The 13,981-nt window shown below is 37.4% G+C and carries 10 protein-coding genes, 1 riboswitch and 3 other annotated features; of the genes, 4 read left to right on the top strand and 6 right to left on the bottom strand.

Annotation, left to right across the window (positions count from 1 at the left end; all coding sequences use genetic code 11):
* Nucleotides 1–120: 120 nt before the first annotated feature.
* The 4 genes from LY60_RS05745 to LY60_RS05760 all read right to left on the bottom strand — a co-directional run bounded on the left by LY60_RS05745 (nt 121) and on the right by LY60_RS05760 (nt 6,419).
* Nucleotides 121–1,569, bottom strand: a complete 1,449-nt coding sequence (locus tag LY60_RS05745) for a DUF4179 domain-containing protein (protein WP_145081228.1) — start codon at nt 1,567–1,569, stop codon at nt 121–123.
* Nucleotides 1,570–1,583: 14 nt separating this feature from the next.
* A complete protein-coding gene (locus LY60_RS05750; protein WP_212633454.1) occupies nt 1,584–2,135 on the bottom strand; it encodes a sigma-70 family RNA polymerase sigma factor in 552 nt (183 codons plus the stop codon).
* A gap of 540 nt (nt 2,136–2,675) precedes the next feature.
* A complete protein-coding gene (locus LY60_RS05755; protein WP_145081234.1) occupies nt 2,676–3,692 on the bottom strand; it encodes an alpha-hydroxy-acid oxidizing protein in 1,017 nt (338 codons plus the stop codon).
* Between the two features lie 72 nt (nt 3,693–3,764).
* Nucleotides 3,765–6,419, bottom strand: coding sequence for a valine--tRNA ligase (locus LY60_RS05760; RefSeq protein ID WP_145081237.1), 2,655 nt, complete (start codon nt 6,417–6,419; stop codon nt 3,765–3,767).
* Between the two features lie 397 nt (nt 6,420–6,816).
* Nucleotides 6,817–7,022: a binding site (T-box leader), on the bottom strand.
* 135 nt (nt 7,023–7,157) lie between these two features.
* Nucleotides 7,158–7,340, top strand: a riboswitch (cobalamin riboswitch).
* A 145-nt stretch (nt 7,341–7,485) separates the two neighbouring features.
* On the opposite strand from LY60_RS05760, the gene LY60_RS05765 reads away from it, so the two are divergent.
* Genes LY60_RS05765 through LY60_RS05775 form a run of 3 tightly spaced genes read left to right on the top strand, consistent with a single transcriptional unit; the run spans nt 7,486 to nt 10,292 of the window.
* Nucleotides 7,486–8,469, top strand: coding sequence for an ABC transporter substrate-binding protein (locus tag LY60_RS05765; RefSeq protein WP_145081240.1), 984 nt, complete (start codon nt 7,486–7,488; stop codon nt 8,467–8,469).
* Nucleotides 8,466–9,488: a FecCD family ABC transporter permease gene (locus tag LY60_RS05770; RefSeq protein ID WP_145081243.1), complete on the top strand. Its 1,023-nt coding sequence runs from the start codon at nt 8,466–8,468 to the stop codon at nt 9,486–9,488. The genes LY60_RS05765 and LY60_RS05770 overlap by 4 nt, the downstream gene beginning before the upstream one ends.
* A complete protein-coding gene (locus tag LY60_RS05775) occupies nt 9,489–10,292 on the top strand; it encodes an ABC transporter ATP-binding protein (RefSeq protein WP_145081246.1) in 804 nt (267 codons plus the stop codon). It abuts the gene before it with no gap.
* A gap of 229 nt (nt 10,293–10,521) precedes the next feature.
* Here LY60_RS05775 and LY60_RS05780 read toward each other — a convergent pair whose 3' ends face one another.
* Nucleotides 10,522–11,358, bottom strand: a complete 837-nt coding sequence (locus tag LY60_RS05780) for an NAD(P)-binding domain-containing protein (protein ID WP_145081251.1) — start codon at nt 11,356–11,358, stop codon at nt 10,522–10,524.
* Between the two features lie 75 nt (nt 11,359–11,433).
* Nucleotides 11,434–11,628: a binding site (T-box leader), on the bottom strand.
* A gap of 197 nt (nt 11,629–11,825) precedes the next feature.
* Nucleotides 11,826–12,026: a binding site (T-box leader), on the bottom strand.
* 137 nt (nt 12,027–12,163) lie between these two features.
* On the opposite strand from LY60_RS05780, the gene LY60_RS05785 reads away from it, so the two are divergent.
* A complete protein-coding gene (locus LY60_RS05785) occupies nt 12,164–13,192 on the top strand; it encodes a GerMN domain-containing protein (protein ID WP_145081253.1) in 1,029 nt (342 codons plus the stop codon).
* A 96-nt stretch (nt 13,193–13,288) separates the two neighbouring features.
* On the opposite strand, the gene LY60_RS05790 is transcribed toward LY60_RS05785, so the two are convergent.
* Nucleotides 13,289–13,735, bottom strand: a complete 447-nt coding sequence (locus tag LY60_RS05790) for a hypothetical protein (RefSeq protein ID WP_145081256.1) — start codon at nt 13,733–13,735, stop codon at nt 13,289–13,291.
* Nucleotides 13,736–13,981: the final 246 nt, after the last annotated feature.

A 13,981-nucleotide genomic window follows, 5' to 3' on the forward strand; every position in this document is an offset into this window, starting at 1 on the left:
TTTCTAAATATGATACCAAATGAATATTATCACTTTCGATTGGTAAGTGCAACAAAAAAACCGCTGAATTTTCAATGAATTTCATGAAAACATTTCCACGGTTTTTTTATAAAGTTTCATTTATTTGTTAATTGTCACTTCTGTTCCAGAAATTATTACGGACTTAATGTTGTTTACATCAACAGGCTTTTGAAAAATCGTGTTTAATGTTGATGTGAGCGGCCTTGTGCTTGTGCCCCAGCTTGACAATTCAACAGTACTTCCGTCTTTCATGACGACACTTACAGCGCCGTAAAAATTGTGTCCTCTGTTTTTTATGTTATCGATTATGTCGTTGTTGAGCTTCACGGTCAATGAAATTGGTGAAATTTTTAACTCTTTAATCAAATACCTTTTTCCTTCTACTTCAATTATCTTGTTTACATTATAAGTCCTGGTGGCATTTTTGTAGTCAGCCTTAAACGTCACTTCCCAGGTTCCCATAGTTGTGGCCTTCTTGTTTATTGTGTTGTACACAAAATCATAATTTGCAAGTTCTTCCATGTTTTTTATGTCAAATATGAAGTAGTCGTATTGTTTTCCCTCATATTCCTCAGATATAGAATATTCATTGTATTTTCTGTCATCAGCATCAACCTTGTTCTCAAAATAAAAATCGCCCAGACTTAAATTCCCGTATTCTTCTCTCAAAATTCTTATGCACAACTTTCCTTCTGCAAATCCAATGTTGTCAACAATTATTCCCTTATTCTCCTCTATGTTGTCTTCCGTGTAAATATCATCGTTGTTGTAAGGAAGAATTTGTGAAGGAATAATGTTGTTCATAAATTCTATTTTCTGTTGTTCTTCTTCCGATGCCTGAGGGTCTTTAGGTATACGCATTGATTCCTTGTATCTGTTTTCTACAAGAACTTGATTTTGATAATCTGCATTTCTCTTTAAAAATCCGTATGTGTCAAAATCAGCAGCAGGATTTTCTATTGTGTATTCAGTGAAATTATTGGCCCTAAGCGTCAGCTTCTTTCCTGCAGATTTTCTTTCAGTATTTCCAACAAGCAGGAATGTGGCCTTGTTGTCAACCGGATCTTCGTCTTCAGTCATATACCATGTGTATCCGCCTGATCCTCCAAAGTCAAGGTTGAGATTTTCAAATTCAATATTTCCATTTTCCGAAAATCTTTCACCATTTTCCTTTATGACTTCAAATATGATGTAAAAAGAATTCTCATCTCCCACCATGTTTGCAACATTTAATGTTACTCCGTTTGAAGTAGAACTTTTATCAATCACAGTACCCATGTCATTGACATACTTTATGTTTTCTCCGAAAAGCCTGTAATAAATGTTTGAAAGTCCTCCCTGGGCAAATACTGCAGCAAAGGAAAGAACCAAAATAAAAGACGCAGCAAGAGGAATTATGAATTTCTTTTTTGTGGATTTTTTTGAGTTTATTTTTGATAAAGTCAATTTTTTTATTCTTTCAAGTTCAATTTCCGTGATATTTTCTTCATGAATATTTATATCTTCATGCAAAGAGAAATCATCAAAAAGATCATCTGTTTTTTTCATATCTATTTCCTTTCCTATATTATAATTCCATTTTCAAGAAGAGCGAGCTTAAGATTTTCTTTTCCTCTGTACAATTTGTTTTCAACCATCTTTGCATTCAACCCTAAAGTTTCTGCAATATCCTTCACAGTTTCATACAAGTAGTAACGTCTTATGAAAATGTCCTTGTCAGGCTGAGGCAGACTGTAAATTGTTTCTTTTATGATTTTTTTATTTATTATGGCTGACACTTCATCATCCATGTCAAAATCCAGCTCCAGCCCGCTTTCCTCCAGGGGGATAATTTCTGTATGGTTCATTTTGCGTTTAAACTTGTTAATGCAAACAAACCTCGCTATGGAAATTATATAATTTTTAAGAATTCCCTTGTCCTTATTGTAATTGTCTATGGATTTCCAAAGTTCAACAAACACATCAGATACGCATTCCTCAATATCCTGCTGGTTTTCATAGCCAATTATCCTCACAGCTATGGTCTTTACAAGGCCGCCATACTGTTCAATGGCACAGGACAGTCCCCTGGAGGGATTCTTCTTAAGAAGTTTTATTAAATTATCGTCATTCATCATACCCTCCATTTATTCTCTCATATATATATTCACATATTAAGCAGTTTTCACTCACCATTATAACAAAAAAGTTTATTATTACAAATACCCTGAGAATATCAGAAACATTAAATAATAATAGCCGTAGGGGCGGACCTCGTGTCCGCCCGCTGTTGAATAAAAAACATCCCCAGCAATATTAATCCGCCTGTCCAATAAAAAAACGGCTCATTATAAAATGAGCCGCTAAATTATTGATATACATTTTGTGTCGCCCGTTTTTTTCAATAACATCTAATATTCGGGAGAACACGAGGTTCTCCCCTACAACCTGTGATTTCAAATTCATGGTGAGATATTAATTCATTATACTAGGGGCGGACCTCGTGTCCGCCCGCTGTTGAATAAAAAACATCCCCAGCAATATTAATCCGCCCGTCCAATAAAAAAACGGTTCATTATAAAATGAACCGCTAAATTATTGATATACATTTTGTGTCGCCCGTTTTTTTCAATAACATCTAATATTCGGGAGAACACGAGGTTCTCCCCTTTCATTTACAATATTATTTTGTCTCTTGTTATGTCGCTGATATTTTTACATCCAGACATAATCATTACATCTCTTAATTCAGCGCCGATTTTTTCAGTGTAAAGTTCCACACCTTCTTTACCGCCGCCAAAAGCCGCTATTACGTACGGTCTTCCTATGAGCACACCATCTGCTCCAAGAGCTATTGCCTTGAACACATCTGCACCAGAACGAATTCCACCGTCAACAAATATTTTCAACCTGTCTCCAACTGCTTCTTTTATTTCTGGAAGCATTGCACATGTTGCAGGTGCATCCTGAAGCACTCTTCCTCCGTGGGATGAAACAACTATTCCATAAGCACCGGCTTCAAGAGCCTTTAATGCTCCTTCTTTTGTCATTACTCCCTTTACTATGAAAGGAACATTTGTAGATACAGCAAGCTCTGAAAGTTCTTCAACGCTTTTAGCAGATACAGGTTTTCCGGCAAGTGCAAGATTTATAAGACCTGCGGAGTCAATATCCATTGCAAATGCCATTGCTCCTGCTTCTTCCAGCAATTTTATTTTTTCAAGGGCCTTGTCATTTTTCCATGGCTTGATTGTTGGAACTGCTTGGCCGTCAGCTGCTTTAATATATGGAAGACTGTCAAGGAACAGACTGTCATTAGGTCCGTCTCCGGTAAAAGCTGCACCACCTGCTGCAATTGTTCCATTTACAACGGCGTCAACGTATTCTGCTTCTGTTATTGCTCCATTGTAGTTTAGATTCATTCCGCCAATAGGGGCAGCGAAAAACGGATATTTGAAGTTTCTGCCGAACAAAGAAACAGAAGTGTCCTGTCCTTCATTTTTATAAATGGTGTCCAGCTTTATTTTAACTGAGTCCAGAAATTCAATACAAATTTTAAAAGCATTTCCGTTTCCTTTTCCGCCTGTGCCCGGTATTTCTCCTTTGCACACAACTCCGTTGCACTCTTTGCACACTCTGCAGTTAGGCGCCATCTTTTTTCTTGCGTTTTCCAATACTTCCTGATAAGTCATGATGATCTCCCTTTACATTAATTTTTCGTATCTACATTACATTTTATTAGTATTTGTAAGAAATATCAACTGCTATTTTGCTTTCAGATGTTCAAGCCTTTCTACAACTTTTTCCATCATTGACTCATACTTAGCCATTTTTTCTTTTTCTTCATTTACTACACTTTCAGGTGCCTTGCTCATGAATTTTTCATTGTTAAGCTTGCCTACAACTCTGTCAAGTTCTCCCTGAAGCCTTGATTTTTCTTTTTCAAGTCTTTCTATTTCTTTTTCAAAGTCAATAAGGTCTGCAAGAGGAAGGTATATTTCAGTTCCTTCCATAACGCTTGATGCAGTGTCTTCGCCTATTTGTGTCTTGTCATGAACTATTTTTATTTCAGTGATGTTTGCAAGAGTTGCAAAATACTGAGCGCCTGTCTGAATAAATTCAACAGCTTCATCCTTTGATGGAACAAAAATGGCTCTTGCTTTTCTTGAAGGTGCAACATTCATTTCAGCTCTTGTGTTACGGATGCTTCTTACTGCTTCCATTATGAATTCCATATTTGCTTCAGCTTTTTCAAAGTTTTCTTTTTCTGAAGCTTTCGGCCAGTCAGCTTTTATTAACCTTGAAGAGGTTTCAGGCAGGAATGACCATATTTCTTCAGTTATGAAAGGCATGAAAGGATGCAAGAGTTTCAGCATGTCTTTTAAAACTTTTATGAGAACAAACCTTGCTGTGTCTTTGTCAGTTCCTTCATCTGCGTAAAGTCTCGGTTTAACTATTTCAATGTACCAGTCGCAGTATTCGTTCCAGATGAAGTCATAAACTCTCTGAGCAGCCATTCCAAGCTCAAATTTATCAAGGTTGTATGTTACTTCCTTTGCTGCCTTGTTCATTCTTGAAATAATCCATTTGTCTTCTGTCTTGTAGTTTGCTTTTGCAGTTTCTTCATCTATTAAATCACCGTCAATGTTCATGAGAACAAATCTTGATGCATTCCAAAGCTTATTTGCAAAATTACGGCTTGATTCAAGTCTGTCATTGTTAAAGCGTGTATCATTTCCAGGTGAAATTCCTGTCATGAGCATGAATCTCAAAGCGTCTGCTCCGAACTGGTCAACAACTTCCAATGGGTCGATGCCGTTACCAAGAGACTTGCTCATTTTTCTTCCTTCAGCATCTCTTACGAGACCGTGAATAAATACATTTTTAAAAGGAGATTCTCCAGTCATTTCAAGGGCTGAAAATACCATACGAACAACCCAGAAGAATATTATGTCATAACCTGTTACAAGTACATCTGTTGGATAGAAATATTTGAAATCTTCTGTCTGGTTTGGCCAGCCCAATGTTGAGAATGGCCACAGACCTGATGAAAACCATGTGTCAAGAACGTCTTCGTCCTGCTTGATGTTTGTGCTGCCGCATTTAGTACATTTGTGAGGAGCATCCTTTTGAACCATTATTTCTCCGCATTCCTGGCAGTAGTATGCAGGAATTCTGTGACCCCACCACAATTGTCTTGAAATACACCAGTCTCTTATGTTTTCCAGCCAGTGAGTATATATTTTTGTAAAACGTTCAGGAACAAATTCAACTTCCTTGTTTTCTCCTGCTTTTAATGCAGGTTCAGCAAGAGGTTTCATCTTAACAAACCACTGGTCTGAAACCCTTGGTTCAACTATGTTGTGGCATCTGTAGCATGTACCTACGTTGTGGTCAGTACTTTCTGTTTTTACCATGAATCCATTTTCTTCAAGTTCCTTTACAAATTCCTTTCTGCATGTAAAACGGTCCATTCCTTTGTATTTTCCAGCTTCTTCATTCATAGTGCCGTCTTCGTTCATGCAGTTGATTTGTTCAAGATTGTGTCTAAGCCCGATTTCAAAGTCGTTAGGGTCATGGCATGGAGTTATTTTAAGCGCTCCGGTTCCCTTTTCCATGTCAGGATACTCATCTCCTATTATTGGGATTTCTCTTCCAACAAGAGGAACTATAACCTTTTTACCTATGAGGTGTTTGTATCTTTCATCATCAGGATGAGCTGCTATGGCAACGTCTCCGAATATTGTTTCAGGCCTTGTTGTTGCAACAACAAAGTACTCCTCAGGATTTTCAACATATGGATATTTTACGTAGTAGTATTTTCCCGGTATATCTTCATGCTCAACTTCTGCATCTGACAAAGTTGTATGGCAGTCAGGACACCAGTTGATTATTCTGTTTCCTCTGTATATAAGTCCTTTTTCATAAAGCTTAATGAAAAATTCAACTACAGCCTCGTTGCAGCCTTCATCCATGGTGAATCTTTCTCTGGACCAGTCACATGAATTTCCAAGCTTCTTAACCTGCTGAACAATTCTTCCGCCGTATTCTTCTTTCCACTTCCATGCACGTTTTAAGAATTCTTCTCTTCCTATTTCTTCTTTTGTCTTGCCTTCATCTTTTTTAAGTCTTTCAACAACCTTTACTTCAGTTGCAATGCTGGCATGATCAGATCCCGGAAGCCATAAAGCTTCATAGCCCTGCATTCTTTTCCATCTTGTTAAAACGTCCTGCAAAGTCATGTCCAGTGCATGCCCCATGTGAAGCTGTCCTGTTATGTTTGGAGGCGGCATCACAATTGTAAATGGTTTTTTGTCTTTGTTAACTTCTGCTCTGAAGCAGTTTTCTTCCATCCAAATATCATAAATCTTATCTTCAAATTCTTTTGGATTGTACTTGCTTGGTATATTCGTTGTCATAATTAGTTCCTTTCCCTATATTAATTTTATTTTTTGTGCTGGTTCTTGTTGCGGCTGTGCGACCAATCGTCTGACATATCGCTGTCTCATTCATCAATAATTCTTTCAACACTGCTTGATTGTATCAACACAGCGCAGTTTCGTTCACCAAATTATTTGCTCCTTGCGTCGCATAATTTGAGAACTCATTGCGGTTGACAAATCGCTGTCTTATTTATCAATAATTCTTTCAACACTGCTTGATTGAATCAACACAGCGCAGTTTCGTTCACCAAATTATTTGCTCCTTGCGTCGCATAATTTGGGAACTCATTGCGGTTGACCTACCAACAATTCTTGCTTCGCTATCGCTCGCAACAATTGGGTTAGGGCATACAAAAAGCGGGTGTTCTTATCCTAAAAGGACGAGAAAACCCGCGGTACCACCTAATTTCCATTTCTGGCTCTTAATTTTATAACGGCAACCCGTTTAATCTTACTGTTGTTTCAGATTAAATGCTCCAAAGCTACCTTCAGTCCACATGTTCTTATGAAATCTTTCAACCCATGGATTTCACTCTCTGTAAAGTTTATGAACCTACTCCTCTTCTTCATAGCAAAATATTTAATTACTTACCATAATATTAAAAATATGTTCTTTTGTCAATAACTATTTAAGCTTTTTGTATGCGTAAATTCATTTTTTCCAATCAATCTTCAATTGACAAAAATGCTTAATTATAATATACTCTACTCAACTAAACATCTTTCGATATTGGTGCGCGCAAGCGATAATAGGGAATTAGGTTAAAATCCTAAACAGTCCTGCTGCCGTGATGAGAGAGCGATTTTTATGCACATGCAACCACTGGATTCTTCTGGGAAGGTAAAAAATTGCTATGACCTCTGAGTCGGAAAACCTGCCAGTATTATTTGCGTAAATACCGCAAATGCTATGCTTTCCAGGAAGAAAAGCGATAGCAAAATAAATTGGATATTCACTCCAGCTGGTTGTGGTAATTTACGTTTCGTTTATTCGGAACGTTTTTTTATTGCAAAGGTGTTTAAAATAAACCGGAGGATTATTATGAAAAAGAAATTATTTACAATGGCATCAATACTTTTGATAGTCGCATCAATGACGGGATGTTCCAAATATCTGGCTCCTGAAAAAAAAGTGCAGGAACCAACAAATAAAACAGAACAGCAAACTCCAGATAAAGAGTCAAATGCACAAAGTCTCCCTACAACAGACAGGGCAGGCAATGAAATAACAATTCCTGAAGAAGTAAGCAAGATAATATCCATGTCCCCTTCAAACACAGAAATTATTGTAGCATTGGGTTACGGAGACAAACTAATTGCAGTTGACAAATATTCCAAAGACATAGAAGGAATACCTGCAGATCTGCCTCTATTTGACATAATGAAGCCTGATGTTGAACAGCTCGTTGCCCTTGAACCTGACCTCGTTATTGCATCAGGAATGAGCAAGAGCGACGGAGGTGACCCGTTCAAGCCTGTAAAAGACTTAGGAATTTGCCTTGTCTACATACCATCAAGCGACAGCATGGAAGGAATATACGAAGACATAATGTTCCTGGCTAAATCCCTGAAGAATGAAGAAAAAGGAACAGAACTTGTTGAGGGAATGAAGACAGAAATATCTAAAATCACTGAACTGTCATCAAAAATAACAGAAAAGAAATCAGTTTATTTTGAAATAGCTGCTGCACCAAATCTGTACAGCTTTGGAAGCGGAGTATTCTTAAATGAAATGATTGAGCTGATCGGTGCAGAAAATATATTTGCAGATCAGGAAAAATGGATTTCCGTATCTGATGAATCCGTTGTAGCAGCAGATCCGGACATAATACTTACAAATGTCAGCTACGTTGAAAATCCAACTGAAGAAATAAAATCAAGAGCCGGTTGGGATAACATGACAGCCGTTAAAAACAATGATGTTTATTACATCGACAATTCAGCAAGCTCTCTATCAAACCACAATGTTGTTAAAGCATTGAAGGAAATGGCAGAAGCTGTGTATCCGGAAGTATTTAAAAAATGAAAACCAGAATAAAAGTAATTTTGTCCATCATTATATGCATAATAGTAATCATGATGGGCATCGGCTTAGGGAGCATTTATGTTCCCGGAAGCCACATTATTAATATAATAGCCGGCAAAATATTTGGATTGCCGCTTAATCCGGATGTGAAGGAAGTTTCCGTTTCAATTGTATGGAATCTGAGACTGCCAAGAACAATACTTGCATTTCTTGTGGGGGGAGCACTGGCTGTAAGCGGAACTGTAATGCAGTCAGTACTTAAAAATCCTCTTGCTTCATCATATACACTTGGGGTTTCTTCAGGAGCATCACTGGGTGCGGCGTTTGTTATAGTCACAGGCTTTTCCATACCTTTTCTTGGACCATTCACATTACCGGCAGTGGGATTAACATTCGGGTTGGTCACTGTTTTTTCAGCAGTGAAGTTTGCATCCAAAATGGATAAAAACCTGGAGAACAATACCATCATTCTGGTAGGTATGGTGTTCTCACTATTTGTCAATGCAATTCTTACGCTTTTGACTTCCATGGCAAAGGAACATCTTGAGCAGCTTACATTCTGGCAGATGGGAAGTTTTGCACTGAAGGACTGGTCAAATGCTTTAATATTGTTACCCATTGTTCTGGTTGGAATAATTGTAATAGAAAGTTATTCAAAGGAACTGGACATAATGACTTTCGGTGAAGAGCAAGCCTTCACCATGGGTGTTGATGTTCAGAAAGTAAAGTGGATTCTTCTTGGACTTTCTGCTGCTCTCACAGGAAGCGCAATTTCTTTTGTGGGAGTCATAGGTTTCATTGACTTGATTGCTCCTCATGTTGTAAGGAAGATTTTCGGTTCTTCCCACAAGACCGTAATTCCCATGTCAATGCTATTTGGCGGAGCATTCATGGTTTTGTGTGATCTGACTGCAAGAACAATCATATCGCCGTCTGAGCTGCCTGTGGGCGCAATAACTGCTCTTGTAGGAGCACCGTTCTTTGCATATATTTATTTTTCCAAAAGAAAGGAGCTGTAAATGCTTACTTTAAAAAATGTTTCTGCAGGCTATAACGGATTTGATGTTATTTCAGACATATCACTGGATGTCATGGAAGGCGAAAACCTGTGCATCTTAGGACCCAATGGCTGCGGAAAAACAACTCTCATTAAGACAATATCAGGACTGATTCCACACATGGGAACTATTGAAATAGACGGAATAAATATCTCTGACATGAAAAGAACGGAAGTTGCCGAAAAAATAGCAGTCATGAGCCAGATATCAACAATATATTTTTCATACACCATTTATGAAACAGTTCTTCTGGGAAGATATCTGCACATGAATGGACGTACATTCAAGGAACCTTCCTTAAGGGACAGGGAATATGCCGACAAATGTCTGAAGGCAGTTGGACTTTACAGCATGAAAAACAAGCAGATAAGCACATTGTCAGGAGGCCAGCTTCAAAGGGTTTACCTTGCACGGACGTTAGCCCAGGAACCAAATGTTATACTTCTTGACGAACCTACAAACCATCTTGATTTGAAACATCAGGCAGAGCTTGTGGATTTCCTCAGAGATTGGTCAAAAGAAGAAGGTCACACTGTAATAGGAGTTTTTCACGATTTGAACCTTGCCATGAAGCTTGCTGACAACGTGCTGTTGCTGGATAAGGGAAAAATTGCAGCTTACGGAAAAACAAAGGATGTAATTTCTTCTAAATTATTAAGTGATGTTTATGAAATGGATGTGGCAGGTTACATGGTAGATTCCCTTAAGCAGTGGGAATCCATACAAAACGGTCCTGCACAAACAAAACTAAGGAAAATAAAATAATGCAGGGGAGGTAGAGTAGCAGAACTGCTCAGTCCATTGACAAACCCCGATTCTACAAGCCGTAGGGGCGGATTTTGTGTCCGCCCGGGTAATTAATCCAATTGTTATATGCGGGAGAGCACAAGGCTCTCCCCTACGAACTTAGATTTCAAGTTCACCGATAATTACCAATATTAATTAATTTAAATAACTTTGTCATCAACCTTATAGCAGCATAGCTGCTATTTTTTTATAAAAGTTCTTTTGCTTCCTTTGAAGCAAGCTCAGTAATCACGTTGTATCTTCCTGTAGATGCATTAAGGGCTGCGTCGAATACATCAGGAAGCATTTTCTCAAACACCTTTACTCCTTCGTAAGTGATTCCACCCTTTGTTGAAACTCTGTTTATTGTTTCTTCAAAGCTCATGTTCTTTTCAAGAAGAAGTCTTGAAGCTCCAAGAAGTGAAACCAACAACATGTGTTCAAGTTCCTCGTCTGTTACGTTCTTGCTCTTTTTCGATGCTGATTTTACAAATTCAAGCATAATTTCAGCGAAAAATCCAGGAAAGCTTGCTGTCATGTTCTGGCTCAGATTAATGTCTTCTTCTCCCATAACTTTAACTTCACTGAAATTTGCCATGAGTTCTTCAAAGAACTTCTTTTCATCATCCTTCACATTTTCATTGTGGCATGCAATTGTAACTCCGCCGTTAACCATTGAAATCAGCGTTGGCATAAAAATTGTGATGCTTCCATTATGGAATTTTATAAGGTCCTTGTGGGCAACCATTGATGTTGAAATCATTAGATACTTGTTTTCATTTAAATATGGCTTTATTTCCTTCAATACTCTTGGCAGATTCAATGGTTCAACGCATATCATAATTTTGTCGCAGCTTTGCACAAGTTCTTCATTGCTCTTGCAGATAGTAAGCGCTTTGTATTTCTTTTCAAGGCTATCCAATTTTTCAAAAGAGCGGTTTGCAACACAAATATTTTCTTCCTTCACCAAATCCAACTCCATGAATTTGTGAAGCAACATTGACCCTACATTTCCTATTCCTATAATTCCTAATTCTTTTTTCATAATATCCTCCTGATATATATTTTGTATTTGATATTTTGTTATGCATTTAAATAAAATAAAACCGCCCCTTAAATACTAAGAGGCGGAATTCCGCGGTACCACTCTAATTGCATGCATAATGCAGCATCTCATTTAAATAACGGTTTTGCCGTTTGGGTCATCCCCAAAAGCTCCAAGACGGGTTCAACATACAGCGGGACAGATACTTTTCACCAATAGTATCCTCTCTATAGACCTTGCACATTTACTGTTTCTTATCATAGCTGGTATTAATTTATTTGATAATCAATATTAATTCTTTCTGCATTTCTTGATTGTATCAACACCGCAGTTTCGTTCACCAAATTATCAGCTCCCTTCGGTCGCATAATTTGGGAACTCATTGCGTCTTACCTACCAGCAATTCTTGCTTCGCTATCGCTCACAACAATTTGGTTAGGTCATACACAAAAACCGCCCCTTAAATACTAAGAGGCGGATTATCCACGGTACCACTCTAATTGCCGCATTAATATGCAGCATCTCATGTAAATAACGGTTTTGCCGTTTGGGTTGCTACCCCCAAAAGCTCCAAGATGGGTTCAACATGCAGCGGGACGGAAACTTTTCACCAGCAGCTTCCTCTCTATAGACCATGCATATTTACTATTTCTTTTCAAAGCAAATATATTAAAAAGAATGATATAACAATAACTGTAATTTGTCAATAATAAATTTAAAATTATCCAAAATTTAAAATTATCCAAAAATTATTAATTAGGAGAATTATGGGTATAATATTTTTATCTATATTTAGGAGGTACATATGAACAAAATAATAACCATGGTCATTATTTCAGCAATGCTTTTTACAGGCTGCGCCAATGAAGCAAATCCGCCGGATGACAATAATGAAACTCCATCACTTAAAATTGAAAATTATTATCCATTCACTGAGAATACAAAATATGTTTATGAAGGCGAAGGCAATGAATTTGCATTCATGACTACATACGTTGATTATATTAAAGATAACAGAATTCAGACCAGGACTGACAATGGCGGCACTGAAATTGTCAAGGTGCTGGAAATAAAAGACGGGCAGCTTCTTGAACTTCTAAACCGAGGTGAAACATACTTCAGGGAAAATTTCACAGATGAAGAATATACAAGCGGAAGAATACTTTTAAAAGAACCCTTGGAAGAAGGAAACAGCTGGACCAATGACAGTGGTGCAACGTCAACCATAACAAATGTAGCAAAAGAAATTGTCACAAAGATGGGTAATTTTGAAGCCTTAGAAGTTACAACAGAAGGCAAGCAAGGCAAGACTATTGATTACTATGCCAAGGACACAGGGCTTATTAAGACAGTTAATATTGGCGAGGGATATGAAGTATCATCCACCATATCAGAAATAATAAAAAATCAGCCTTTCATACAGTCCATAACACTTTATTATCCTGATGTTGATGGAATTACAATTCATGCTGTTGATGTTCAGATTTCATTTAACACCAATGAGGAACCAAAGGATATAATAGAAAAAAATGTTAAAGACCTGTCAGTTTATGAAGTATTAGGCCCAAACACAAAAATAAACGACCTTTATTTCGATGAGCAGGGAAACAGCGTACACATTGACCTTTCAAAGGAATTTGTTACAGAAATGAATGCAGGAAGCGGCTTTGAAGCAATGATACTTCAGTGCCTCACAAATACACTGGGAGACTATTACCAGGTTGAAGAAGTGTACATTACAATTGACGGCGGCCCTTATGAATCAGGTCACATAATTATTGAAGAAGGCGAAGCTTACAAGGTTGACTACACAAATGTAAAAACAACAGAATGAAGTATAGGGCTTTTGGCTGAAATGCCAATAGCCTTTTTTTGTATATCAAGTTTTCATACTTGGTCTATCCTGCGTATTATAAGATATTATAATAATTCATATGCTTTTTTCACCTAACTCCCCTTCCTTTAGCGTTTGTACTATTATCTGATGTCTTGTAGAAGCCAGTACTTGTTGAAGTATATTATAAGGCTGGTTAACCGCAGGAATTATTTCATTCAAACTAAAACCATAAACATCCTTCCATATTATTGTTATTCTGTTCAATGGTTCAAGAGATAGTATAATCTTTTGCAGCATATTTGCATCAGCTTTTTTCTCATATTCTTCACAATCTTCGTACGTAAGTGGCTTGGGGTTGCTAATGTAAATATTACAAATATCTTTTGCAATACACATAAAAAAATCTTCAGACATGTTATTGCTCAAATCTGATGCCTGAACCATCCTATTAATTGCCGCCTCCGCTAAAATACATGCTGAATTTTCAGATCCTGTTAATCGGAAAGCAAAAGCATATACTTTTTTAATTAATACTTCCATAGACATATTATCCATTACATTCCCCATATAAAACATGTGAATTAAATTCTATTATAGACTATAACATTCACTGATGTCATAGGGACGGGACTATTGTCATATTGGTGTCAATAACCCCGTACCATAGTCAACCCCCTTAAAAACCGTGTATCGTTCCATCCATCCCCTTTTATTCCTCATATATCAACATAACTTTATCAAATAAAATTATGTTGATATATGTTCCCCCATGCTTTCACAACAAAC

This window comes from Sedimentibacter saalensis (assembly GCF_007830175.1).
GTDB lineage: Bacteria > Bacillota > Clostridia > Tissierellales > Sedimentibacteraceae > Sedimentibacter > Sedimentibacter saalensis.